Here is a 22,643-nt window from a genome sequence, read left to right on the forward strand (position 1 = left end):
AGCAGGGCGCATGCGACCGTCCCCGAAACGGGGAGGGAGGCGCGCCGTGCGATCCGCAGCGACATGGGTCCGGTCCTTTCCTTGGTCTGGATGCAGGGCCGCGTACGCCGCGACCCTGCCAGTTTCGAGAGAGCTTATTCGCCCTTGATCGCTTTCATCACCGCTTCGCCCAGCGTGGCGGGGCTGTCAGCGACGACGATACCGGCCGACTTCATGGCCTCGATCTTCGATTCCGCATCGCCTTTGCCGCCCGCGACGATCGCGCCGGCGTGGCCCATGCGGCGGCCGGGAGGGGCCGTGCGGCCGGCGATGAAGCCAGCGGTCGGCTTCCAACGGCCTTTTTTCTTCTGCTCGGCGAGGAATTCCGCGGCTTCTTCTTCCGCCGAACCACCGATCTCACCGATCATGATGATCGATTCCGTTTCCGGATCGTCGAGGAACATGTCGAGCACGTCGATATGCTCGGTGCCCTTGATCGGGTCACCGCCGATGCCGACGGCCGAGGACTGGCCCAGACCCATATCGGTGGTCTGCTTGACCGCCTCGTAGGTCAGCGTGCCCGAGCGCGACACGACGCCGACCGAACCACGCTTGTGGATGTGGCCGGGCATGATGCCGATCTTGCAGGCGTCGGGGGTGATGACACCGGGGCAGTTCGGGCCGATCAGACGCGACTTGGAGTCGATCAGCGCGCGCTTGACCTTCATCATGTCGAGGACCGGGATCCCCTCGGTGATGCAGACGATCAGTTCCATTTCCGCGTCGATCGCTTCGAGGATCGAGTCAGCCGCGAAGGGCGGCGGAACGTAGATCACCGAGGCGTTCGCTTCGGTCTTGGCTTTCGCCTCGTGGACCGAGTTGAAGACCGGCAGGCCCAGATGCTCCTGGCCGCCTTTGCCGGGGGTCACGCCGCCGACCATCTTGGTGCCGTACGCGATTGCCTGCTCGGAGTGGAAGGTGCCCTGCGAGCCGGTGAAGCCCTGGCAGATGACCTTGGTGTTTTCGTTGACGAGAACTGCCATGATTCTTAGCCTTTCACCGCTTTGACGATTTTCTCTGCGCCATCCGACAGGTTGTCAGCGGCGATGACGTTCAGGCCGGAATTCGCGATGATTTCCTTGCCTTTTTCGACGTTGGTGCCCTCGAGGCGGACGACCAGCGGCACTTCGAGGCCGACTTCCTTCACCGCAGCGATCACGCCTTCCGCGATGATGTCGCAGCGCATGATGCCGCCGAAGATGTTCACGAGGATACCTTTGACGTTCTTGTCCGAGGTGATGATCTTGAACGCTTCGGTCACTTTTTCTTTCGTGGCGCCACCGCCGACGTCGAGGAAGTTCGCGGGCTCTGCACCGTAGAGCTTGATGATGTCCATCGTGGCCATTGCGAGGCCAGCGCCGTTCACCATGCAGCCGATCTCACCGTCGAGCGCGATGTAGTTGAGGTCGTATTTCGACGCTTCGAGCTCTTTGCTGTCTTCTTCGGTTTCGTCGCGCAGGGCGGCGATGTCCGAGTGGCGGTAGACGGCGTTGCCGTCGAAGCCGAGCTTGGCGTCGAGCACCTTGAGGTTGCCGTCGGTCATGACGATCAGCGGGTTGATCTCAAGCATCTCCATGTCCTTCTCGATGAAGGCTTGGTAGAGCTTGCCGAGAAGGCCGACCATCTGCTTCACCTGCGGGCCTTCGAGGCCGAGCGAGAAGGCGACGCGGCGGCCGTGGAACGGCTGGTAGCCGGTCGCCGGGTCGATCGAGAAGCTGAGGATCTTGTCGGGGGTGTTCGCCGCGACTTCCTCGATGTCCATGCCGCCTTCGGTGGAGGCCACGATCGAGACGCGCGAGGTCACGCGGTCGACGAGCAGCGCGAGATACAGTTCGCGCTCGATGTCGGAGCCGTCTTCGATGTAGATGCGGTTGACCTGCTTGCCCGCCGGGCCGGTCTGGTGCGTCACGAGCGTCTTGCCGAGCATCTGCTTGGCGAGCGTTTCAGCCTCTTCGACCGATTTGGCCAGGCGGACACCGCCCTTTTCGCCGGCTTCGGCTTCCTTGAAGTGGCCCTTGCCGCGGCCACCGGCGTGGATCTGCGCCTTGACGACCCAGAGCGGACCATCGAGTTCGCTGGCTGCGGTCTTCGCTTCTTCGGCCTTGAGGACGACACGGCCGTCCGAGACCGGTGCGCCATAGCTCTTGAGAAGCTGTTTGGCCTGATATTCGTGGATATTCATCCTTGGATACCCCATGCTGGTGCGATTTGAGGGGGTTCTAGGCGCTTAAGCCGGGGGGACAAACCGAAATCGCGACAATCTGCCCCACTCGCCCGGAAAAAGCGACATACGTGATCACAGGGCGGAAAGGTGTGATCACAAATCGGAAAATGCTGCACTGTGGCATGGGTGCACTGGCACGACTCGGTTAATTGAACCTATCTGCGCTGAGCGCATTGGCAGGGATCGAATTTAGATGACGCAAGGGCAAGATATGCCGCGCTGGGGCGTGGTGGCGACGGTGGACGAACCGGCTGCGCTGGTGGCCGCCTATGTCGCGCATCATCTGAGCATCGGCGCCAGCGAGGTCCACGTCTTCTTCGACCGCCCGAACCCGGAGGCCGAGGCGCTGCTCGCGCCGGTTGAAGGCGCCTTCATCCACCATTCCGGCGATGACGATTGGGAGCGTAGCTGGCGCCGGAAACGTCCCGCACGCCATCAGGGCCGCCAGAAATACAACGCGACCCGCGCGCTGACCGAGACCGAGCTCGATTGGATGATCCATTGCGACGCGGATGAGTTCGTGAGCCTCGTGCGCCCGCTCGCATGGGAACTGGCGAAAACAGGCGAACAGAAAGCGTGGCTGCGTCTCGAAGTCGACGAGCGCTGCTATCTCGACCGCAAACCCGGCCCGGATATTTTCAGCGGCGTGTTCCGGCGGCGCTGGGACGGGTTTCAGGATGACGGGCTGATGTTCTACGGCTTCCGCGCGCGCTTTCTGAAGAAAGGTCTCGCGGGTCATGTCGCAGGGAAGCCCGTCGTGCGCGCCGGGCGGGGCTATGCGATCGGGGTGCACTACCCGCTGAAAGACTGGGACAGTAAGGAAAACGATTTGCCTTACAGGCCCAGCTATAATGGGCGGTTGATGCATTTCGATGGGCTGACGCCATTGCACTTCATCCTCAAGATGCTGCGCCGCGCCACGACCAAGGTGAAGGGGCAACCCGTGCCCTATGTCGGGTCCCGCAAGGCGCAGTTCGCCGAAGCCGCTGAGCGCGCCGCCGATCCCGCCGAGCTGAAGGCGCTCTGGTGGGAGGTGCAGGGGATGCGCGACTACGAGGCAGCCGAGTTGGAGGCCCACGAGCTGCTGATCCGCCCGGACGTGAAGATCGCGGCCGAAACGCGCGCGCTTTTTGGCGACAAGGTGGACCTTTCGCCCGCGTCGTTCGACCATGCGCTGCTTCTCCATGAGGCCGAGCTGATCGCTCGCCTAAAGGACGAATTCGGCTTCGATCCGGAGCCGCTCGTCAGTTCAGCATGAACATCATCAAGCCTGTCCGGCTGCCGACCAACCGCGAAAAGCGCGTCCAGTTCTCGGGCGTCAGCATCGGAGCGTCGGTGAAATAGGGATCGAGCGCCCAGCCCTGAACGACCCCGGTCAACGGCAACGGCGCGGGGTCTTCGAGCCACGCGCCCAGGTCGACCCCGATCGGCACGCGCCAGAAGGGGAAGGACTTTTCGCTCGTCAGGAGCGCCTCGCCATCGCTCAGCACGCCCCGCCATGTCTCGCCAAGACGGTCGGGAAACTCGACATCAAGCGCCTGATCCTGCGCGTCGCTCGGAATCCACTCCGCCTGATTGTCGGTCTCGGCTTCGGCAAGGTCCCAGAACTGCCGGTTATCCGCAATCATTGCCAGCCAATGATCCCGCGCGGCGCGGGTGTGTTGCGGGTCGGGTTGCTGGTGGAGCATGTCGAGAAGCGCAGCCGCCGGGTCGACGAAGCTGAAAATCCTCAGCCCGTCCATCGAACTGTATTGACCCGCGCTGGCGGCTTTCTCCTGCGCTTCCACGAGTTTCGCGTAGGTCTCCAACACCCGCGCGATCGCCGGCTCGGGATCGAAGGCGAGGGTCAGCTCGCCAGCGCCCGAGATCAGATGGGTATAGGCGGAAAGCCAAGCCGCATCCGCATTGTCGAAGCGCACGATCCGAGCCTCCGCGGCTTCGGTCTCCGGTGCGCGCGGCATGAAGACGCCGCGCAGAATTGTCACCGCCGACTCGCCGTCATCGCGCGCGCCATTGCCATCCAGATCGAACCAGAGGTCGTTCAGGTCGATCGCAAGACCGAACTCCGGCCCATCGGCCACACCGTCGAGCGCGGATCTCGCCCGATCCATCTCGGCGATCAGGGCCTCGCTTTCGCGCGTGACCGCATCGGCGGTAAAGGTTTCGCGCGGCGCGGCGCTGTCGCCGGGGACGTTGCCGATTAAGGGCATCAGCACACGGGCGGCGCCGGCCTCCATCTGCCATCGCGTTGCGGCTTCGAGACTTGCGAGGAACTCCAGCCCCGCCAGCGCGAAGCGATCCTTCGGCGCGAGCGCGTCCCGCGATTTCAGATCGGCCAGCACAGCCGCGATCCCCTCCGCCCCGATCCTTGCCGAGATCGGATCGACGGCAGGCGCATCGCTGCGTGTGATCTTGACGGTGACCGGGCCGTCCTGCGCATGGGCGGCAATCGGTGAAACGGCGAGCAAGGCGGCGAAACACGTGACGAGACGGGCGGAACACATGGCACTCTCCAAAACAAAGGGCGCGCCGACAAAGGCGCGCCCCAAGATTGGATCAGTCCTGTATTTCGATCAAGCGAGCGTGCTGTCGATACCCTTGCAGGCTTCCACGAGACCTTTCACCGCATCGACCGACTTGTCGAACATCGCCTGCTCGTCCTTGTTGAGCTTGATGTCGATGACCTTCTCGATGCCCTTGGCGCCGATCACGGTCGGAACGCCGACATAGAGACCGTCGAGGCCGAGCGCGCCTTTGACGTAAGCGGCGCAGGGCAGGACGCGCTTCTGGTCTTTCAGGTAGGCTTCCGCCATCTCGATCGCCGAGGTGGCCGGGGCGTAGAAGGCCGAACCGGTCTTCAGGAGGCCCACGATTTCGGCGCCGCCGTCACGGGTGCGCTGGATGATCGCGTCGAGCTTCTCCTGCGTGGTCCAGCCCATCTGCACGAGGTCGGGGAGCGGGATGCCACCGACGGTCGAGTAGCGCGCGAGGGGCACCATGGTGTCGCCGTGGCCGCCGAGCACGAACGCGTTCACGTCGCGCATCGAGACGCCGAATTCCAGCGACAGGAAGTGACGGAAACGTGCCGAGTCCAGAACGCCCGCCATGCCGACGACCTTCTGTGCCGGCAGGCCGGAGAATTGCTGCAGCGCCCAGACCATCGCGTCGAGCGGGTTGGTGATGCAGATGACGAAGGCGTCGGGCGCGTGGGCTGCAATGCCCTCGCCGACCGATTTCATCACCTTGAGGTTGATGCCGAGCAGATCGTCGCGGCTCATGCCCGGCTTGCGCGGAACGCCAGCGGTCACGATGCAGACATCCGCGCCCGCGATATCGGCGTAATCGTTGGTGCCCTTGAAGGAGCCGTCGAAGCCTTCCGCCGGGCCCGACTCCGCGATGTCGAGCGCTTTGCCCTGCGGCGTACCTTCGGCGATATCGAACAGAACGACGTCACCGAGTTCCTTGATGGCGGCGAGATGGGCGAGCGTGCCGCCGATCTGGCCGGCGCCGATAAGGGCGATCTTGGGTCTGGCCATTTGGTCCTCCGGGTGGATGGATTGGAAAATAGATCGCGGGTGGAGTAGCTCTTTGGCTCGCAAAGGGCAAGAGTGCTGCGCTGCGGCGAGGCTGCTTGTATGCACTCGTATGCAGAAACTGCCCCACCCGCGGCGCGCATCCGCCTGCGCGAGGTTCCGTTTCCCGGCGCGCCATGCCAGCAAGAGGACCGACCGGGGCAGGGCGATTCTCTGCGCCCGCGGGAAGAGGGGCAAGCGATGATGGATTTGGGAGCGCTCGGCTGGGCCTTGGCGGTCTTCGCCGCCGTCATGGTGGGCCTGTCGAAGGGTGGCGTTCCTATGGCAACCTCGATCTCGGTCCCGGTGCTGGCGATCGTGATGGACCCGATCGCGGCCGCGGGCCTGTTGCTGCCTGTTTATATCATCGCGGACATGTTCGGCCTCTGGGCATATCGCAAGCATTACGACCGGCGTGTGCTGGCGATCCTGATCCCGTCGGCGACCTTCGGTATCGGTATCGGCTGGGCCACCGCAGAGATCGTGCCCGAACGCTGGGTGACCTTGATGGTCGGCGTGATCGGCGCTGTTTTCGCGGTGAACGCGCTGTTCCGGCATCGGCATGGTGCGCGGCAGGAAGCGCGGGTCGCGCCGGGCCTGTTCTGGGGCACGATCGCGGGCATCACCAGTTTCGTCAGCCATTCCGGCGCGCCGCCCTACCAAGCCTACACGATCCCGCTGAACCTGCCAAAGCAGGTATTCGCGGGGACGGCGACGATCCTGTTCTCCTATGTCAATCTCGCGAAGCTCGGGCCTTATATCGCGCTTGGCGAAGTAAGCTGGGACAGCATCGGCACCGCGTTGATCCTGGCGATACCGGCCTCGGCTTCGGTGTTCCTCGGCGTCTGGTTGGTCAAGCGGATGCCCACTGAAATCTTCTTCAAGGTCGTGATCTGGGTACTCCTGCTAATCTCGCTGAAGCTGATCCAGCAAGCGCTCATGAACTGAGGGGGCGGCGTTTAAAGCGCCGCGTCCTTCTGCGGAAGTTTCCCGTCGAGTTCCTCGAATGCCTCGCCCGAGGCGATCAGGCAGCTCACGCCATCCGCCGGGGTGACGATGATCGTCCAGTTGCCCGCCTCCGCCGCGAAAATTTCCAGCACGGAGTTATTTGCGGAGAGCGCCACCATGCGGCGGCTCTCGTGATATTTCGCTTCGAGATTGGCCACGATCTCGTCTCGCTTGCCACAGGCGCGCGACGGATCAGACGGATCCCGCGTCTCACCGAAAGCAGCCTGAGCGAAGCCGATCGCTGCGGCCAGGCCGAGCGTGAGCACATAAGTTTTGTTCAGCATTTTGATCCCTCTGAAAGCATCATCCGAGAGTGACGGTCCAGCTGTCAAGAAAGCTTTACGATGGCGCTGCGCGATGTCGGCAGTTGTGATTTTTCTGCGATGCGGCAAATCTTACCTTGCCGATTCTGTCCCATTCGTGCGATCTGGCGAAAGAAAATTGCGAGATGGAGAATCAAATGGCCCGCCCGACCCGTTCCGTGCTCTACATTCCCGGCTCGAAACAGCGTGCGCTGGAAAAGGCCACCGGGCTTGCCTGTGACGCGATCATCTTCGACCTCGAAGACGCCGTGGCGATCGACGAGAAGGTCAATGCGCGCGCGCTCCTTGCGAAGACGCTGACCGAGGTCGATTACGGCCCGCGCATGAAGATCGTGCGGGTCAACGGGCTCGACACCGAATGGGGGCGCGAGGATGTGCTGGCCTTTGCCGACGCGATCCGCGCAGGCGCCAAGGTCGATGCGATCCTGATCCCGAAAGTCTCCACGCCCGCCGATCTTATCGCGGTGGCCGATCTCATTCAGAGCGTGCCGCTCTGGGCGATGATGGAGACCGCGCTGGGGATGCTCAACGCGGGCGATATCGCGGCGCATCCGCGGCTCGAAGGCATGGTGATGGGCACCAACGATCTAGCGAAGGAACTCGGGAGCCGCTTCCGCGCCGATCGCCTGCCGATGCAGACGGGGCTGGGCCTGTGCCTTCTCGCCGCGAAAGCGCATGGCAAGATCATCGTCGACGGCGTCTATAACGCCTTCAGGGATGACGAGGGCCTCAAGGCCGAATGCGAACAGGGGCGCGACATGGGCTTCGACGGCAAGACGCTGATCCACCCCGCGCAACTCGAGGTCTGCAATGCGGCCTTCGCCCCTTCCGAGGCCGAGATCGACCTCGCCCGGCGCCAGATCGCTGCCTTTGAGAAAGCCGAGGAAGCGGGGCAGGGTGTCGCGGTCGTGGATGGAAAGATCGTCGAAAATCTGCATATCGTCACGGCGCGGCAAGTCCTCGCCAAAGCGGAGGCGATTGCCGCGCTTGGCAGCTAAGAGGCAATCGCAATGACATTACTCATCCTCGGCGTCCTGATCTGGTCGCTCGCACATCTGGCAAAACGGATCTTTCCGGGCTTCCGGCGCGCGCTCAAAGGGGCCGAGCGTCCGATGGTCGCCGCTCTCGTCCTGATCAGCCTCGTTCTGATGTTCGTCGGCTGGCGCGCAAGCGATCCGGTCTTCTACCTCTGGACGCCGAACGCGGCGCTCAAGGGGATCAACAACCTGTTGATGCTCTTCGCGGTCTACCTGTTCGCGGTCTCGGGCATGAAGCTCTGGCTCAGCGGCAAGATTCGCCACCCGCAGCTGACTGCGGTGAAGACCTGGGCCTTGGCGCACCTGCTGGTCAACCCGACCCTGCCGGGGATCATCCTGTTCGGCGGTCTGCTCGCCTGGGCCGTGGTGGAGGTCATCCTGATCAACAAGAAGTCGAAGCCCGCGAAAGTCACGCCCGAGGTGAAAGTCGGCAAGGAGATCGGCGGCATCGTCGGCACGGTCGTCCTCTTCGGCCTGATCGCGATGATCCACATCTGGTTCGGTCACAACCCGTTCGGAGCCTGACATGAAAATCTACCGCCTTCTGACCGAGGAAGACACCTCGGCCTTCTGTCACAAGGTCAGCCTTGCGCTGTCCAAGGGCTGGGTGCTGCATGGCGATCCGCAATATGCCTACGATCATGCGAATGGCGTGATGCGCTGTGCCCAAGCCGTGACCAAGGAGATCGAGGGTGAGTATCACCCCGACATGAAGCTGGGAGAGCAATAATGGGCAAAACCAATCCGGGCCGTTTCTTCGAGGACTACAAGCTGGGCGACGTGATCCGTCACGCCGTCCCGCGCACCGTCGCGGAAGGGGAGCGTGCACTGTATCACGCGCTCTACCCGGCGCGGCATGCGCTCTATTCCTCGGACGAATTCGCGGCGGCCTGCGGATTGGATGGCTCGCCTCTCGACGATCTGATCGCCTTCCACGTCGTCTTCGGCAAGACGGTTCCGGACGTGTCGCTCAACGCGGTGGCCAATCTCGGCTATGCGGAAGGGCGCTGGCTGAAGCCGGTCTATCCGGGCGACACGCTGCGCTCGGAATCCGAGGTGATCGGGGTCAAGCAGAACTCCAACGGCAAGTCAGGCGTGGTCTATGTCCGCACCCGCGGTCTGAACCAGGCGGGTGAGGTTGTGCTGGAATATGTCCGTTGGGTGATGGTGCGCAAAGGCGATCTGGACGCGCCCGCGCCCGAGACCGTGCTGCCCGATCTGGCATCGGTCGTGGCGCCGGAGGATCTGGTGATCCCCGAGGGGCTGAGCTTCGAGGATTATGATTTCGATCTGGCGGGCGAGCCGCATCGTTGGGGCGATTACGAGATCGGCGAAAAAATCGACCATGTGGACGGGGTGACCATCGAGGAAGCCGAGCACATGATCGCCACGCGCCTGTGGCAGAACACCGCCAAGGTGCATTTCGACGCGACCTTCCGTGCCGATGGCCGGCGCCTGATCTATGGCGGGCATGTCATCTCCATGGCGCGCGCGCTGTCCTTCAACGGACTGGCGAACGCCCAGTTGATCGTGGCGCTCAATGCCGGGGCGCATGCCAACCCGTGCTTCTCGGGCGATACGGTGAAAGCGTGGTCGGAAGTGCTCGACAAGGCCGAGACAGGCGCGCCTGGCGTCGGCGCGATCCGTCTGCGTCTGGTCGCCGTGAAACAGGGCGCGCCGGAGTTCGGCTATAAGGGAGAAGACGGCAAATATCTCCCCGAGGTGCTGCTCGACCTCGACTACTGGGCTCTGATGCCGATCTGATCGCCGCCCGAGAGACTCACTCCCGGGGGCAGGGCGCCCGGGAGCGTTAACATGTGATCACGCACAGAATTTATGTGATCACAAAGCGAATTTTTCGCCGCTCTTTACGCGCAAATGACATGTTTTCAACCTTGCCCCCCGTGACTTGGGAGAAAATTACGCTAGTAAAAGAGCCAATTCCGGCCAGCTCCGCGCCAGCGCGTGCCTCCGATCGAGGCCGACGAGAGCGCCGAGCCCAGCGAAAAGGGACCGATCATGGCTGAAGCGAAACAGGTTGAGCGTCCGCTTTCCCCGCACCTTCAAATCTACCGTCCGCAGATGACCTCCTTCTCGTCGATCATGACGCGGATCACGGGCAACGGTATCATCGTGGGCGTTCTGCTGCTCGTCTGGTGGCTCCTCGCCGCCGCGACCAGCCCCGATTACTTCAATTTCGTGAACGCGATCGCGACCTCGTGGTTTGGCGATCTCGTCTTCACCCTGTCGCTGCTGGGCGTCTGGTATCACTACCTCGCCGGCATCCGGCACCTGATCTTCGATGCGGGCAAGTACATGGATATCAAATCCGCCGAGATGCTCGGCTGGATCTGCACCATCGGTTCGGTCGTGCTGACCGTGCTGACCCTCATCATCATCCAATTCTGACGGAGGCCCTCATGCGTTACCTCACCGACCGCAAGCGCGCCGTGGGCAAGGGCGCCTCGGGCACTGGCCCCGAGCATCACTGGTGGATGTCGGCCTCGGCCGTTGCTCTCGCCTTCATGATCCCGACCTGGCTCTACATCGTAGGTACCACTCTGGGTGCGGACCAGCAGACCGTGATCACCACGTTCTCGAAGCCCTTCCCGGCCATCCTGACCGCGCTGGTCGTGATCGTCGGCATGCGCCACTTCGCGAAGGGCACCGAGATCTGGATCGAGGACTACATCCACGGCACCGCCGCGAAGGCCACCAAGATCGCGATGCATTCGCTGGCTTACGTGATCATGGCGACCGCACTCTATGCACTCGGCAAGATGGTCTTCATCGGCCTTCTGCTGGGCAACTGATAACGGGACGAGATAATGGCTGCTTACGAATACGAAACGCATAATTACGACGTGGTCGTGGTCGGCGCCGGTGGCTCGGGTCTGCGCGCCACGCTCGGCATGGCCGAACAGGGCCTGCGCACCGCCTGCGTGACCAAGGTCTTCCCGACCCGCTCGCACACGGTCGCCGCACAGGGCGGCATCGCCGCCAGCTTGGGCAACATGGGCCCGGACAGCTGGCAGTGGCATATGTACGACACGATCAAAGGCTCGGACTGGCTCGGCGATAACGACGCGATGGAATATCTCGCGCGTCACGCCCCCAAGGCCGTCTACGAGCTCGAGCACTATGGCGTGCCGTTCTCGCGCACCGAAGAGGGCAAAATCTACCAGCGTCCCTTCGGCGGCCACACCACCGAATACGGTGAAGGCCCGCCCGTGCAGCGCACCTGTGCTGCCGCGGACCGCACCGGTCACGCGATCCTGCACACGCTCTACGGTCAGTCGCTGAAGAACAACGCAGAGTTCTACATCGAGTATTTCGCGATCGACCTGATCATGTCCGATGACGGGCAGTGCCAGGGCGTCGTCTGCTGGAAGCTCGACGACGGCACGATGCACGTCTTCAACGCGAAGATGGTTGTGCTGGCGACCGGCGGTTACGGCCGCGCCTATTTCTCGGCCACTTCGGCCCATACCTGCACCGGCGACGGTGGCGGCATGGTCGCGCGGGCCGGTCTCGCGCTGCAGGACATGGAATTCGTGCAGTTCCACCCGACCGGCATCTACGGTTCGGGCTGCCTGATCACCGAAGGCGCCCGCGGCGAGGGTGGTTACCTGACCAACTCCGAAGGCGAGCGCTTCATGGAGCGTTACGCGCCGACCTACAAGGATCTGGCGTCGCGCGACGTGGTGTCGCGCTGCATGACCATGGAGATCCGCGAAGGCCGCGGCGTGGGTGAGCACAAGGACCACATCTTCCTCAACCTCAGCCACCTTCCGCCGGAAGCTCTGGCCGAGCGCCTGCCGGGTATCTCGGAATCGGCGAAAATCTTCGCCGGCGTCGACGTCACGAAAGAGCCGATCCCGGTTCTGCCGACCGTGCACTACAACATGGGCGGTATTCCGACGAACTACCACGGCGAGGTCATCAACCCGAAAGAGGGCGATCCCGATGCGATCGTGCCCGGCCTGATGGCCGTGGGCGAGGCGGGTTCGGCCTCTGTGCACGGTGCGAACCGCCTGGGCTCCAACTCGCTGATCGACCTCGTGGTCTTCGGTCGTGCCGCCGCGATCCGCGCCGGCGAGGTCGTCGATCCCAACGCGTCGAACCCGGACATCCCGAAAGCCAAGATCGACGCCATCTTCGAGCGCTTCGACAAGGTGCGCTACGCCGATGGCGGCACGCCCACCGCGGCGCTGCGCGACGAGATGCAGCGCACGATGCAGGCGGATGCGGCGGTGTTCCGGACCGACAAGACGCTGGCCGAGGGGGTCGAGAAGATGAAGGCGGTCGCCGCCAAGCTCGACGATCTCAAGGTCACGGACCGGTCGCTGATCTGGAACTCGGACCTGATGGAAACGCTGGAACTCGAGAACCTGATGCCGAACGCGCTGGCGACCATCGTGGGCGCCGAGGCACGCAAGGAATCCCGTGGTGCACATGCTCACGAGGATTATCCCGATCGCGACGACACCAACTGGCGCAAGCACTCGATCATGCATGTCGACGGCGCGAACGTCGATCTGACCTTCCGCCCGGTCCACATGGACCCGCTGACCCCCGAGGATCAGGGCGGGATCGAGATCAAGAAGATCGCGCCGAAGAAGCGGGTCTATTGATGCGTCACGCGCCGGCATATGGGCTTCTTGCGGCAGGGCTTGGCCTTGCCGCCTGCGCCCCTATCCCGGTCGAGCAGGCCGAGCGCCAGTGCTATGCCCAGTTCGCGCCCAAGCCGCCCATCACGGGCGAGGCGGGCATGGGCGTCACCAATAGCGGCTTCAGCTCGAAGATGAAGGTCGAGATGAATATCGGCGCCTCGGTGCAGGGCGACCCGTCCGCGGCCTACGACTCCTGCGTTTACAGAAAATCCGGCCGAATGCCCACGCGGCCGCTCTATTCGTACTGACGGAAAGGGGACCAACCATGGTTCAGTTCACGCTTCCGAAGAATTCCAAGATCCGCGTCGGCAAGACCTGGCCGAAGCCGGATGGCAAGAATATCCGCAAGTTCCAGATCTATCGCTGGGACCCGGATACCGGGGAGAACCCGCGTCTTGACACGTATTTCATCGACATGGACAAGTGCGGGCCGATGGTTCTCGACGCGCTCTTGAAGATCAAGAACGAGATCGACCCGACGCTGACCTTCCGCCGCTCCTGCCGCGAAGGCATCTGCGGTTCCTGTGCGATGAACATCGACGGGATCAATACGCTGGCCTGTATCTACGGTCTCGACGAGATCAAGGGCGACGTGAAGATCTACCCGCTGCCGCATATGCCGGTGGTGAAAGACCTGATCCCCGACCTAACCATGTTCTACGCCCAGCACGCGTCGATCATGCCCTGGCTCGAGACTAAGACGAACCGTCCCGAGAAGGAATGGCGCCAGTCGATCGAAGACCGCAAGAAGCTGGACGGTCTGTATGAGTGCGTCATGTGCGCCTCGTGCTCGACCTCGTGCCCGAGCTACTGGTGGAACGGCGACAAGTATCTCGGCCCGGCAGCGCTGCTGCACGCCTATCGCTGGATCATCGACTCGCGCGACGAAGCGACGGCAGAGCGCCTCGATCAGCTCGAAGACCCCTTCAAGCTCTATCGTTGCCACACGATCATGAACTGCACCAAGACCTGCCCGAAAGGTCTGAACCCGGCGAAAGCGATCGCCGAGATCAAGCGGATGCAGGTCAACCGGGTCGTCTGATTCGACGCATATATTGGGGCCTGCCTCTGGCTCACCCCCAACAGATAGTAGAAAGGGCGGCGCGAGCCGCCCTTTTCGCTGCGTTGCGGCAAATGCATATCGCGGTTGCAGCATTTTGGGTTTGAATCCCCGCGAAAATCCCTAAATCGGGTGGCAGGGAGGAACTCGAAACGTGACTGGAGAGAGTTCCATGGTCGACATCGTCAAATTCCCCAAAGGGGCGCAACCGGTTCAAGTGGCCGAAGAGCATCTGGCCTACTACACCCCGGAGAAATCCGCCCCTGTGTTCACCCCGGCCGCGAAAGCTGAAGAGACCACCGGTCTCGAAGCGGTCGAGCTGATGTACGAGTATTACACCGCGGCTTGAGCGGTGACCTCCCGAATAGTTCCGTCGTGACTGCCCCGGCTCTTCGCCGGGGTTTTTCTTTGCGCCTTTCGCTCCTGGGCGGGGCAGGGCAGAGTGGGCGCGACAAGGAGGGAGCCCCATGCATCCGACGCCCGAGCACGCCTCGCCCGAAGACGCCCAAACCCGCCGCGATATCGCGCCGGTGATCTGTTACCCGACGGACGCGCTGCCCGCGCCGGACCTGTCCGCCTATCGCGCCGTGCGCGGGAACTGGGACAAGATCGCCGACCTGCGAGTGCCCCCGCGCGAGGCGCTGGCCTTCGACGTGCCCGCCGGACATTTCTTCCGCATCGCTTCGGTCGAGGGGCCGCAGGTGGGTGATCTGAATTTGTTCTCGGCGGACCTGTCCGAGCGGTTCTATTCCGGAAAGACACGCGCGCTGCATGGCACGCATCTGAGCCGCGGCGACCGGCTGTGGTCCGGCTTTCCGACGATGCGCCCGCTGGCGACGATTACCGAGGATACGCTCGACTGGTATGGCATCGACGCATTCGGTGGCTCGGTCCATGACGTGATCGGCACGCGCTGCGATCCTTATACGCATTGCCTGCTGTCCGATGGCGGACAGTATCACCATTGCTGCCATTCGAACCTGACCCGTGCGCTGGCCGCGGCCCGTGATCTGCCTCTGCAAGAGGCGGAGGCGCTGGTGCATGACGTGCTCAACGTCTTCATGTGCACCGGCTTCACCCGCGACACCGGGCAGTATTTCATGAAGGCGAGCCCGGTCCGGCCCGGTGATTATCTCGAATTCTTCGCAGAGACCGATTTGCTGGGCGTTCTGTCGGCGTGCCCGGGCGGGGATTGTTCAGCCGAGCACAGCTCGGACACGGCTGCATGTTACCCGCTGGGCGTGGAAATCTACCGCCCGAAATCAGCGCCCGAAGGCTGGGCGCCGCCCGCGCCCAACGCCTACGACCGCAGCCACGGGCTTTAACGGTTCGAGGTCAGCGAGACGAAGACTTCCTCGAGGCCCGGCTGTTCGCTCGCGATGTCGCGAATCTCGACCCCGGCGACGCGCAGCGCGTCAAGGATATCCTCTGCCGAGGTCTCGTTGCGCGAGTAGGAAAACGCCATCTGTCCGCCCGCGCGGGTCTCGAGCGTGACGCCTTCGGGAAGCCGAATCTCTTTCGTGACTTCGTTGCGCGGCTCCACCACCAGCGCCTTGCGGTCCATCCGCTTGAGAAGGTTCGGCGTGGTGTCGCGCACGATCAGTTCGCCGTTGTTGATGATCGCGATCTCGTCGCACATTTCCTCGGCTTCCTCGAGGTAGTGCGTGGTCAGGATGATCGTCATGCCCTGCTCATTGAGCTTGCGGACATTGCGCCAGAGCATCGCGCGCAGCTCGATATCGACGCCTGCGGTCGGCTCGTCCAGCACGAGGATCTGCGGGCGATGTACCAGCGCTTTGGCAAGCAGCAGACGCCGCTTCATCCCGCCCGAGAGGTTTCGCGCATAAGCCTCGGCCTTGTCCGACAGGCCCACCAGTTCGAGAATCTCGTCCGTCCAGCGCTCGGATTTCGGCACGCCATAGAGGCCCGCCTGCATCTCCAGCGCCGCGCGGGGCGTGAAGAACGGGTCCATGTTCAGCTCCTGCGGCATCACCCCGATCGCGGCGCGCGACTGGCGCGGGTTCACGTCCTGATCGAAACCCCAGATCACGACGCGCCCGTCGGTTTTCTTCACCAGCCCCGCAAGAATGTTGATCAGCGTCGACTTGCCCGCCCCGTTCGGGCCGAGAAGCCCGAAGATCGACCCCGCAGGGATCGACAGGTCGAGCCCCTTCAGTGCTTCTTTCGGTGCCTGCTTCTTGCCGCCTGCATAGGTTTTGCGCAGCCCGGTGACTTCGATTGCCTGCTGTTCCAACTTGCCCCGCCTTTCGCGATTGCTAGAATGAAGCCCAGATTTCAGGGCGCGGTTTTCGTGCCTTATATATACGGAGCATCCATGACTGCCACCCATTCGCCCAATGCCCCCGACGCACCCGAGACCGAGGTCGTCACCACCTGGAAGGTTGCCTGCGACGGCGGCGAGGGGGCACTCGGCCATCCGCGCGTTTGGCTGTCGATCCCGCGGGACACCGGTTTCGTCGAATGCGGCTATTGCGACAAGAAATACGTGATCGACCGCGATCACGCGCATGACGATCACTGAACCTGTCTGAGTCGACAGGGAAGGACGGCGTTCAGCCGTCCTTTTTCTGTGCCGCGCGTTTCATGCGTTCAAGCAGCGCAGCCTTCGGGTCCTTCTTGCTGAAAGGCGTCTTGTCGGTGCCGTAGGCGTTATGCTCGGCATGTTTGGGCGTGTTCTTGGGCGGCTTCGCGCCGCCCATTTTGGAATAGTCCATAGCTCAAATCCTTTACGGTTGCCGCTTGAGATGGGGGATTTCGGGGGCTCTGGCAAGGGGCGCCACGCGTATCGCTCGGCGCGGCCGACCAGCCCGGGCCGCGCACGACCTTCCCCCGGGAGGGCGCATCGGTGATGGAGCCTACAGCCTCTCTGCCCTACGGGCTTGCGAAATGAACTGCTCAAACCAGACGACAGCGAAGCGCGCACCCAAGGCTCGGGCGCGGCCCTTCACGCTGAGCGGTCGCCGATCCTCTTTCCCTCTGCACCCCCCTGTGGCACAACCGGGGCCAACGCGCGAAGGAGGGCTCCGCAATGGCATTCGGCAAAGGCTGTCACCTGCATCTGATCGACGGTTCGGCCTTCATTTTCCGCGCCTATCATGCGCTTCCGCCGCTGACACGCAAATCCGACGGGCTGCCGATCGGGGCTGTCTCCGGATTCTGCAACATGCTGTGGAAATACATCGAGGACGCCAAGGGCTCCGACGCGCCGACCCATGCAGCCGTGATCTTCGACAAGGGCAGCCACACCTTCCGCAACGACCTCTACGATCTCTATAAGGCAAATCGCGACGAGATGCCCGAGGAACTGCGCCCGCAGATCCCGCTGACACGCGAGGCAACAAAGGCGTTCAATATCGCCTGCGAGGAACTGGCGGGCTACGAGGCCGACGACATCATCGCGACGCTCGCCCGGCAGGCCCGCGAGGCGGGCGGTCGCGTCACGATCATCTCGTCGGACAAGGATCTGATGCAGCTCGTCGGCGGCGGGGTCGAGATGTTCGACGCGATGAAGAACCGCGCGATCGGTGTCGAGGAGGTCGAGGCGAAGTTCGGCGTCGCCCCCGAGCGCGTGATCGACGTGCAGGCGCTCGCAGGCGACTCGGTCGACAACATCCCCGGCGCGCCCGGCATCGGCGTGAAGACGGCGGCGCTTCTGATCAACGAATTTGGCGACCTGGAGACGCTGCTCGCACGTGCCTCCGAGATCAAGCAGCCCAAGCGCCGCGAGACGCTGATCGAGAAGGCCGAGCAGATTCGCCTCTCGAAGCAGCTGGTAACTCTAGACGATCAGACCCCCATCGAGTTCACGCTCGACGATCTGGAAATCCGCGAGCCCGATGTCGATACGCTGATGGGCTTTCTCAATGAGATGGAGTTCCGCACGCTGACCCGCCGCGTGGCCGAGAAATTCGGCGCCGAGCCGCCGCCCGCGCCCGTCGTCACCGACGTGCCGGCAAGCCATGTCGACCCCGCGCCGGAGGTGGACCAGCCGCCCTTCGATCCCGACAGCTATGTCTGCATCCGCGATGCCGAGACACTGACGCAGTGGCTGGATGAGGCCCGCGCCAAGGGCTGGGTCGCGGTCGACACCGAAACCACGTCCCTCAATGACATGAAGGCCGAACTGGTGGGCGTGTCGCTGTGCACCGAAGCGGGCAAGGCGGCTTATCTGCCGCTCGCTCATATCTCCGGCGGCGATGATCTTTTCGGCGGCTCCGAACGTGTCGCCGGCCAGATGGACTTCAAGGAGGCGCTGGCGCTCCTCAAACCCGTGCTCGAAGACCCGGCGATCCTGAAGATCGGCCAGAACATGAAGTATGACTTCAAGATCTTCGCCCGGCTCGGGATCCGCGTGGCGCCGATCGACGACACGATGCTGATGTCCTACGCAATGTTCTCGGGGCTGCACGGCCACGGGATGGATACGCTGTCGGATCGCTACCTCAACCACCAGCCGATCCCGATCAAGGAACTGATCGGCACCGGCAAGAGCCAGATCACCTTCGACAAGGTCGAGATCGAGAAGGCTACCCGCTACGCCGCTGAGGACGCCGATATCACGCTGCGCCTCTGGCAGCAGTTCAAGCCGCGGCTGCATCGCGAACGCGTCACCACCGTCTACGAGACGCTGGAGCGTCCGATGGTGCCGGTGCTGGCCGATATGGAAATCGCGGGCGTGAAGGTCGACGCCTCGGTGCTGTCGCGCATGTCCAACGCCTTCGCGCAGAAGATGGCGCAACTCGAAGACGAGATCGCCGAGATCGCGGGCCAGCCCTTCAATGTCGGGTCGCCGAAACAGCTGGGTGAGATCCTGTTCGACACGATGGGCGTCGAGGGCGGCAAGAAGGGCAAGACCGGGGCCTACGGCACGGGCGCGGATGTGCTCGAAGACGTGACCACGATGGAAGACACCAACCCGCAGGCCGCGCGGCTGGCGGCACGTGTGCTCGACTGGCGGCAGATCTCGAAGCTGAAATCGACCTACACGGATGCGCTGCAGACCCATGTCCATCCCGAAACGGGCCGCGTCCATACCTGCTACTCGATCGCGGGCGCGAATACCGGACGTCTGGCCTCGACCGATCCGAACCTGCAGAACATTCCCGTGCGCTCCGAGGAAGGCCGCCGCATCCGCGAGGCGTTCGTGGCGCGCGAGGGCTGCAAGATCGTCTCGCTCGACTACAGCCAGATCGAATTGCGCATCCTCGCCCATGTGGCGGATCTTCCCGAGATGCGCGAGGCCTTCAAGGAAGGACTGGACATTCACGCCGCGACTGCCTCGGAGATGTTCGACGTGCCGCTCGACCAGATGACGCCGGAGATCCGCCGTCAGGCGAAGGCAATCAATTTCGGCGTGATCTACGGTATTTCCGGCTTCGGCCTTGCCCGCAACCTGCGCATCCCGCGGGCCGAGGCGCAGGGCTTCATCGACCGGTATTTCGAACGCTTCCCCGGTATCCGCAAATACATGGACGACACGGTGGCCTTCGCGAAGGAGCACAAATACGTCCAGACCCTGTTCGGACGTAAAATCCATACGCCCGATATTGGCGCGAAAGGCCCGTCGGCGGGCTTCGCCAAACGCGCCGCGATCAACGCGCCGATCCAGGGGGCTGCGGCCGATATCATTCGCCGCGCGATGGTGCGGATGCCCGAGGCGATCGACGGTCTCCCGGCCCGGATGCTGCTACAGGTGCATGACGAACTGATCTTCGAGGTCGAGGACGCCGCGATCGACGACCTGATCAAGACCGCCCGGGCCACGATGGAAGGCGCGGCGGAGCCGGTGATGAAGCTCTCGGTGCCGCTCGTCGTCGACGCGGGGCAGGGGGAGAGCTGGGCCGCCGCTCACTGAGCCGCGGGTTGACGCACGAGGATATTGGTCACGCGCCGCGCCAACGGCGCGACCAGCAGCACCGAAGGATAGGCGAACATCCAGCTCGAGAGCCAGCTTGCCGCCCAGAGCGCCGGAAAGTCCTCCACAAGCCCCGTCGCCCGGTAGGTCGCCACGCCCGAGACCAGAAACGACATGATCCCCGACAGGATCAGGCTGAAGACGAAATGGGCGTAACGGGCGGGGATCATCGGGTCTCCTTCTCGGGTCGGAAAATTCTCCGCTCGCATTTTGGTGATTGAGCGTGAGGAGGCAACGCACAAACCTGTGTGCTGATCCGCGCGAACGAGTTGTCTCGCATTGACCCCGCCGCCGCGCAATGTTGAGACTGCGCATGCCTCCGGCGGGGATATTTGGACCAAGCCGAAAATGCGGGCATCGCGTTCGACTTGGCCCCAACATCCCCTGCGGAGCGTCCCAACCGCGCCTCAGGCGCCGAGATTCGAGAAAAGCGCCCATGCCCCACGATCATCACCACCACCACCATCTCGACGCCGATACGAGCGATAACCGTGTGCTCTGGGCGGTGGTCGTCAATGTCATCCTGACGGTCGCGCAGGTGCTGGGCGGGGCGATCGCTGGCTCGATGGCGCTGATCGCGGACGGGGTTCATAATTTCTCCGACGCGGCGGCGCTGGTGCTGGCCTTCGGGGCGCGCAAGCTGGCCAAGCGCGGGGCGGATGCCGCGATGAGCTTCGGCTGGTCGCGCGCCGAGGTCATCGCGGCCTTCGTCAATTACATCGCGCTGATCCTGATCTCGCTCTGGCTGATCGTGGAGGCTGTCGGGCGGATGATCGATCCGCCTCAGGTCGATGGCTGGATCGTGGTCTGGCTCGCGACGCTGGCGTTGATCGTCGATCTGGCGACGGCGGCGCTGACCTATGCGCTCTCCAAGCACAGCCTGAACATCCGCGCGGCTTTCCTGCATAATCTGGCCGATGCCGGGGCGTCGGTCGCCGTGATCGTGGGCGGTGTCGTGATCCTGCTCTACGACTGGAAGATGGTCGATCCGATCCTGACCATCGGCATCTCGCTCTTCATCCTGTGGCATGTCGCCACCGATCTGAAACCGGTGCTGCGCATCCTGATGCTCGGTGCGCCGCCCGAGAAGGACAGCACCGAGGTACGCCGTGCGCTGGGGGATGTCGAAGGCGTCGAGGGTGTCCACCACGTCCACCTGTGGCAGATCGACGAGCGGCGCGTCTCCGTCGAGGCGCATCTCGTGCTGGCGGAGGGGCGGAATTACGCAACTGTCATTGCGCGGGCCAAGGATATGCTGGCACACCAGTTCGGCATCCATCATGCGACGCTGGAGCCGGAAAGCGCGGATCTGGGCTGCGCCGACCACAAGGCACATGAAGACCACGCGGCTCGCGATCACGACCATGCTCATGAGCACGGGGCGCACCCCGCGCATTGAGCGCGGGGCCTAGCGTAGCCAGTCCAGACTTTCCGGTGTGCTGCCCTTCGGCATGTACTCCGCCGAGACGTAGCCATCATAGCCTGCCGCATCGAGCGTCGCGAAGAAGCCCGCGAGATCGCTTTTGCCCGAACCGGGCGCGCCCCGGCCCGGCGCATCCGCGAATTGCACATGCGCCGCGCGATGCCCGTGCGCGGCCCAACAGCCCGCCAGATCGCCGGTCAGCATCTGCGCGTGATAGGCGTCGAATTGCAGATGTAGGTTCGGGGCAGCGACCGCGTCGAGCACTTCCGCCGCGAGATCGAAGCTGTCGAGGAAATAACCGGGCATGTCGGTCGGGTTGACCGGCTCGATCGTCAGGACCCGTTTCGGCGCGCGCGCCGTCGCCCATTTCAGGTTCTCGATATAGGTCGCGCGGGCCTCCGCCCCTTCGGCCTTCCCCGCCATGATATGGATGGCGCGTGGCTTCAGGATATCGGCGAAGCGCATCGCGCGGTCGAAATCGCGGCGGAAGCGCGCTTCGCTGCCCGGTACCGCGGCGAAGCCACGATCGCCGCCGGTGTAATTCGGCGGCGGCACGTTCATCAGCACGAAGCTCAGGTCGTGACGGATCAGTTCGTGGCGCATCTCTTGCGCGGAAGCGTCGTAGGGAAACAGCACCTCGACCGCGTCGAAGCCGGCTTTTCTTGCCGCTTTGAAACGATCCATGAAAGGCAGTTCGGTGAAGAGGAACGTCAGGTTCGCGGCGAACTTCGGCACATCACAACTCCGCGGCACGCATGATCGGGAAGAAGCTGCCAGCCGAGATCACACCGGTCCAATCTTCGCCCTCAAATTCGCGGGTCACGGCGAGATCGACGAGCCGGTAAAAGCTCTTGCGGTCGATCAACGCCTCCAGTCCGCGGCGCACATGCAGATAGGGGCGGGGCTCGCCATCCTCGCTATGTTCCACCCGGATCGCGTGGTCTGCATCGGCAAGAACCACGTCGCCCACATTGGTCGTGAAGCGAATCGACTGGTCGTCGCCCTCGCCCTCAGCGGTGAAATCGACGGCGATGAACGGCGCGTCCTCGACCCGGATGCCCACCTTCTCGACCGGGGTAACGAGATAGTATTTCCCGTCCTCCAGTTTCAGAATCGATGAAAACAGTCGCACCAGCGCCTCGCGGCCGATCGGCGTGCCAAGATAGAACCACGTCCCGTCGCGGCGGATCTCCATATCGAGGTCGCCGCAGAAGGGCGGATCCCACAAATGCACGGGCGGCGGGCCCTTTTTGCTGGCTTTCTTGGCTGCATCCGCAAGCCCATCTGCCGTGGGGGAAGAGGTCGAAACTGTCTGTTTGTGATCCGTCATGCAAATTTGGCCGTTGGTC

The 22,643-nt window shown here is 63.4% G+C and carries 26 protein-coding genes; 16 read left to right on the top strand and 10 right to left on the bottom strand.

Annotated features, from left to right (window positions below):
* Window positions 1-134: 134 nt before the first annotated feature.
* Both sucD and sucC read right to left on the bottom strand, forming a co-directional pair.
* A complete protein-coding gene (gene sucD / locus B6V73_RS04825) occupies window positions 135-1,022 on the bottom strand; it encodes a succinate--CoA ligase subunit alpha (protein WP_075776193.1) in 888 nt (295 codons plus the stop codon).
* Window positions 1,023-1,027: 5 nt separating this feature from the next.
* A complete protein-coding gene (gene sucC, locus B6V73_RS04830) occupies window positions 1,028-2,221 on the bottom strand; it encodes an ADP-forming succinate--CoA ligase subunit beta (RefSeq protein ID WP_075776192.1) in 1,194 nt (397 codons plus the stop codon).
* Between the two features lie 235 nt (window positions 2,222-2,456).
* Between sucC and B6V73_RS04835 the strand changes: the two genes are divergently transcribed.
* Window positions 2,457-3,521 (top strand): glycosyltransferase family 2 protein, encoded by a 1,065-nt coding sequence (locus B6V73_RS04835; RefSeq protein ID WP_088724668.1) that lies wholly within the window; start codon window positions 2,457-2,459, stop codon window positions 3,519-3,521.
* Here B6V73_RS04835 and B6V73_RS04840 read toward each other — a convergent pair.
* Together B6V73_RS04840 and mdh are read right to left on the bottom strand one after the other, a co-directional pair.
* Window positions 3,508-4,767, bottom strand: coding sequence for a hypothetical protein (locus B6V73_RS04840; RefSeq protein WP_088724669.1), 1,260 nt, complete (start codon window positions 4,765-4,767; stop codon window positions 3,508-3,510). The genes B6V73_RS04835 and B6V73_RS04840 overlap by 14 nt on opposite strands.
* 69 nt (window positions 4,768-4,836) lie before the next feature.
* A complete protein-coding gene (gene mdh / locus B6V73_RS04845; RefSeq protein WP_075776189.1) occupies window positions 4,837-5,799 on the bottom strand; it encodes a malate dehydrogenase in 963 nt (320 codons plus the stop codon).
* A gap of 237 nt (window positions 5,800-6,036) precedes the next feature.
* On the opposite strand from mdh, the gene B6V73_RS04850 reads away from it, so the two are divergent.
* Window positions 6,037-6,783 carry a sulfite exporter TauE/SafE family protein gene (locus B6V73_RS04850; protein WP_240504099.1) on the top strand — a complete coding sequence of 249 codons (747 nt, stop codon included), beginning with the start codon at window positions 6,037-6,039 and terminating at the stop codon, window positions 6,781-6,783.
* 11 nt (window positions 6,784-6,794) lie between these two features.
* On the opposite strand, the gene B6V73_RS04855 is transcribed toward B6V73_RS04850, so the two are convergent.
* A complete protein-coding gene (locus tag B6V73_RS04855; protein WP_075776188.1) occupies window positions 6,795-7,127 on the bottom strand; it encodes a hypothetical protein in 333 nt (110 codons plus the stop codon).
* Window positions 7,128-7,291: 164 nt separating this feature from the next.
* On the opposite strand from B6V73_RS04855, the gene B6V73_RS04860 reads away from it, so the two are divergent.
* The 11 genes from B6V73_RS04860 (at window position 7,292) to B6V73_RS04905 (ending at window position 15,261) form a co-directional block, all read left to right on the top strand.
* Window positions 7,292-8,164, top strand: coding sequence for a CoA ester lyase (locus B6V73_RS04860; RefSeq protein WP_088722180.1), 873 nt, complete (start codon window positions 7,292-7,294; stop codon window positions 8,162-8,164).
* Between the two features lie 12 nt (window positions 8,165-8,176).
* Window positions 8,177-8,728 (top strand): NnrU family protein, encoded by a 552-nt coding sequence (locus B6V73_RS04865; RefSeq protein WP_088721939.1) that lies wholly within the window; start codon window positions 8,177-8,179, stop codon window positions 8,726-8,728.
* 1 nt (window position 8,729) lies between these two features.
* The gene (locus tag B6V73_RS04870; protein WP_075776186.1) at window positions 8,730-8,933 is read left to right on the top strand and encodes a DUF1737 domain-containing protein; all 204 of its coding nucleotides are present in this window, start codon (window positions 8,730-8,732) and stop codon (window positions 8,931-8,933) included.
* Window positions 8,933-9,967, top strand: coding sequence for a MaoC family dehydratase (locus B6V73_RS04875; RefSeq protein ID WP_075776185.1), 1,035 nt, complete (start codon window positions 8,933-8,935; stop codon window positions 9,965-9,967). Before B6V73_RS04870 ends, B6V73_RS04875 begins: the two co-directional genes overlap by 1 nt.
* Before the next feature lie 255 nt (window positions 9,968-10,222).
* Window positions 10,223-10,612: a succinate dehydrogenase, cytochrome b556 subunit gene (gene sdhC, locus B6V73_RS04880; protein ID WP_075776227.1), complete on the top strand. Its 390-nt coding sequence runs from the start codon at window positions 10,223-10,225 to the stop codon at window positions 10,610-10,612.
* A gap of 11 nt (window positions 10,613-10,623) precedes the next feature.
* Window positions 10,624-11,016: a succinate dehydrogenase, hydrophobic membrane anchor protein gene (locus tag B6V73_RS04885; protein WP_075776184.1), complete on the top strand. Its 393-nt coding sequence runs from the start codon at window positions 10,624-10,626 to the stop codon at window positions 11,014-11,016.
* A 15-nt stretch (window positions 11,017-11,031) separates the two neighbouring features.
* Window positions 11,032-12,837, top strand: coding sequence for a succinate dehydrogenase flavoprotein subunit (sdhA, locus tag B6V73_RS04890; RefSeq protein ID WP_088719084.1), 1,806 nt, complete (start codon window positions 11,032-11,034; stop codon window positions 12,835-12,837).
* On the top strand, window positions 12,837-13,124 hold the full coding sequence (locus B6V73_RS04895) for a hypothetical protein (protein ID WP_075776182.1): 288 nt from the start codon (window positions 12,837-12,839) through the stop codon (window positions 13,122-13,124). The genes sdhA and B6V73_RS04895 overlap by 1 nt, the downstream gene beginning before the upstream one ends.
* Window positions 13,125-13,141: 17 nt before the next feature.
* Complete coding sequence (locus B6V73_RS04900; RefSeq protein ID WP_075776181.1) at window positions 13,142-13,918, top strand: succinate dehydrogenase iron-sulfur subunit; 777 nt, start codon at window positions 13,142-13,144, stop codon at window positions 13,916-13,918.
* 190 nt (window positions 13,919-14,108) lie between these two features.
* Entirely contained in the window at window positions 14,109-14,285 is a 177-nt protein-coding gene (locus B6V73_RS20700; RefSeq protein ID WP_157771564.1) for a hypothetical protein, read from the top strand.
* 118 nt (window positions 14,286-14,403) lie between these two features.
* Window positions 14,404-15,261 carry a DUF1989 domain-containing protein gene (locus B6V73_RS04905; RefSeq protein WP_088724670.1) on the top strand — a complete coding sequence of 286 codons (858 nt, stop codon included), beginning with the start codon at window positions 14,404-14,406 and terminating at the stop codon, window positions 15,259-15,261.
* Here B6V73_RS04905 and B6V73_RS04910 read toward each other — a convergent pair.
* Window positions 15,258-16,190 (bottom strand): ABC transporter ATP-binding protein, encoded by a 933-nt coding sequence (locus tag B6V73_RS04910; RefSeq protein ID WP_075776179.1) that lies wholly within the window; start codon window positions 16,188-16,190, stop codon window positions 15,258-15,260. The two genes, B6V73_RS04905 and B6V73_RS04910, sit on opposite strands and share 4 nt — an antisense overlap.
* Before the next feature lie 81 nt (window positions 16,191-16,271).
* On the opposite strand from B6V73_RS04910, the gene B6V73_RS04915 reads away from it, so the two are divergent.
* Complete coding sequence (locus B6V73_RS04915; RefSeq protein WP_075776178.1) at window positions 16,272-16,478, top strand: zinc-finger domain-containing protein; 207 nt, start codon at window positions 16,272-16,274, stop codon at window positions 16,476-16,478.
* 31 nt (window positions 16,479-16,509) lie between these two features.
* On the opposite strand, the gene B6V73_RS20705 is transcribed toward B6V73_RS04915, so the two are convergent.
* The gene (locus B6V73_RS20705; protein ID WP_166504559.1) at window positions 16,510-16,671 is read right to left on the bottom strand and encodes a hypothetical protein; all 162 of its coding nucleotides are present in this window, start codon (window positions 16,669-16,671) and stop codon (window positions 16,510-16,512) included.
* A 314-nt stretch (window positions 16,672-16,985) separates the two neighbouring features.
* Between B6V73_RS20705 and polA the strand changes: the two genes are divergently transcribed.
* Window positions 16,986-19,811 carry a DNA polymerase I gene (polA, locus tag B6V73_RS04920; protein ID WP_075776177.1) on the top strand — a complete coding sequence of 942 codons (2,826 nt, stop codon included), beginning with the start codon at window positions 16,986-16,988 and terminating at the stop codon, window positions 19,809-19,811.
* Here polA and B6V73_RS04925 read toward each other — a convergent pair.
* Complete coding sequence (locus B6V73_RS04925) at window positions 19,805-20,041, bottom strand: DUF2798 domain-containing protein (RefSeq protein WP_075776176.1); 237 nt, start codon at window positions 20,039-20,041, stop codon at window positions 19,805-19,807. The genes polA and B6V73_RS04925 overlap by 7 nt on opposite strands.
* 266 nt (window positions 20,042-20,307) lie before the next feature.
* Here B6V73_RS04925 and B6V73_RS04930 point away from each other — a divergent pair, with 266 nt between their 5' ends.
* Complete coding sequence (locus B6V73_RS04930; protein ID WP_088724671.1) at window positions 20,308-21,270, top strand: cation diffusion facilitator family transporter; 963 nt, start codon at window positions 20,308-20,310, stop codon at window positions 21,268-21,270.
* Between the two features lie 9 nt (window positions 21,271-21,279).
* On the opposite strand, the gene B6V73_RS04935 is transcribed toward B6V73_RS04930, so the two are convergent.
* Together B6V73_RS04935 and B6V73_RS04940 are read right to left on the bottom strand one after the other, a co-directional pair.
* Window positions 21,280-22,029: a TIM barrel protein gene (locus B6V73_RS04935; protein WP_088724672.1), complete on the bottom strand. Its 750-nt coding sequence runs from the start codon at window positions 22,027-22,029 to the stop codon at window positions 21,280-21,282.
* Window position 22,030: 1 nt separating this feature from the next.
* Window positions 22,031-22,624, bottom strand: a complete 594-nt coding sequence (locus B6V73_RS04940; RefSeq protein ID WP_088721933.1) for a DUF1285 domain-containing protein — start codon at window positions 22,622-22,624, stop codon at window positions 22,031-22,033.
* Between the last annotated feature and the right edge of the window lie 19 nt (window positions 22,625-22,643).

This window comes from Thioclava sp. JM3 (genome assembly GCF_002213185.1).
GTDB lineage: Bacteria > Pseudomonadota > Alphaproteobacteria > Rhodobacterales > Rhodobacteraceae > Thioclava > Thioclava nitratireducens.

Bases quoted from the DNA above. Each gene is read 5' to 3' on its own strand.
- B6V73_RS04855 (WP_075776188.1), bottom strand. From the start codon at position 7,127: ATGCTGAACAAAACTTATGTGCTCACGCTCGGCCTGGCCGCAGCGATC.
- sucC (WP_075776192.1), bottom strand. From the start codon at position 2,221: ATGAATATCCACGAATATCAGGCCAAACAGCTTCTCAAGAGCTATGGC.
- B6V73_RS04860 (WP_088722180.1), top strand. From the start codon at position 7,292: ATGGAGAATCAAATGGCCCGCCCGACCCGTTCCGTGCTCTACATTCCC.
- B6V73_RS04925 (WP_075776176.1), bottom strand. From the start codon at position 20,041: ATGATCCCCGCCCGTTACGCCCATTTCGTCTTCAGCCTGATCCTGTCG.
- B6V73_RS04870 (WP_075776186.1), top strand. From the start codon at position 8,730: ATGAAAATCTACCGCCTTCTGACCGAGGAAGACACCTCGGCCTTCTGT.
- B6V73_RS04885 (WP_075776184.1), top strand. From the start codon at position 10,624: ATGCGTTACCTCACCGACCGCAAGCGCGCCGTGGGCAAGGGCGCCTCG.
- B6V73_RS04875 (WP_075776185.1), top strand. From the start codon at position 8,933: ATGGGCAAAACCAATCCGGGCCGTTTCTTCGAGGACTACAAGCTGGGC.
- sucD (WP_075776193.1), bottom strand. From the start codon at position 1,022: ATGGCAGTTCTCGTCAACGAAAACACCAAGGTCATCTGCCAGGGCTTC.
- B6V73_RS20700 (WP_157771564.1), top strand. From the start codon at position 14,109: ATGGTCGACATCGTCAAATTCCCCAAAGGGGCGCAACCGGTTCAAGTG.
- B6V73_RS04915 (WP_075776178.1), top strand. From the start codon at position 16,272: ATGACTGCCACCCATTCGCCCAATGCCCCCGACGCACCCGAGACCGAG.
- B6V73_RS04865 (WP_088721939.1), top strand. From the start codon at position 8,177: ATGACATTACTCATCCTCGGCGTCCTGATCTGGTCGCTCGCACATCTG.
- B6V73_RS04930 (WP_088724671.1), top strand. From the start codon at position 20,308: ATGCCCCACGATCATCACCACCACCACCATCTCGACGCCGATACGAGC.
- B6V73_RS04940 (WP_088721933.1), bottom strand. From the start codon at position 22,624: ATGACGGATCACAAACAGACAGTTTCGACCTCTTCCCCCACGGCAGAT.
- B6V73_RS04850 (WP_240504099.1), top strand. From the start codon at position 6,037: ATGATGGATTTGGGAGCGCTCGGCTGGGCCTTGGCGGTCTTCGCCGCC.
- B6V73_RS04905 (WP_088724670.1), top strand. From the start codon at position 14,404: ATGCATCCGACGCCCGAGCACGCCTCGCCCGAAGACGCCCAAACCCGC.
- B6V73_RS04895 (WP_075776182.1), top strand. From the start codon at position 12,837: ATGCGTCACGCGCCGGCATATGGGCTTCTTGCGGCAGGGCTTGGCCTT.
- sdhA (WP_088719084.1), top strand. From the start codon at position 11,032: ATGGCTGCTTACGAATACGAAACGCATAATTACGACGTGGTCGTGGTC.
- B6V73_RS20705 (WP_166504559.1), bottom strand. From the start codon at position 16,671: ATGGACTATTCCAAAATGGGCGGCGCGAAGCCGCCCAAGAACACGCCC.
- mdh (WP_075776189.1), bottom strand. From the start codon at position 5,799: ATGGCCAGACCCAAGATCGCCCTTATCGGCGCCGGCCAGATCGGCGGC.
- B6V73_RS04835 (WP_088724668.1), top strand. From the start codon at position 2,457: ATGACGCAAGGGCAAGATATGCCGCGCTGGGGCGTGGTGGCGACGGTG.
- B6V73_RS04840 (WP_088724669.1), bottom strand. From the start codon at position 4,767: ATGTGTTCCGCCCGTCTCGTCACGTGTTTCGCCGCCTTGCTCGCCGTT.
- sdhC (WP_075776227.1), top strand. From the start codon at position 10,223: ATGGCTGAAGCGAAACAGGTTGAGCGTCCGCTTTCCCCGCACCTTCAA.
- B6V73_RS04900 (WP_075776181.1), top strand. From the start codon at position 13,142: ATGGTTCAGTTCACGCTTCCGAAGAATTCCAAGATCCGCGTCGGCAAG.
- polA (WP_075776177.1), top strand. From the start codon at position 16,986: ATGGCATTCGGCAAAGGCTGTCACCTGCATCTGATCGACGGTTCGGCC.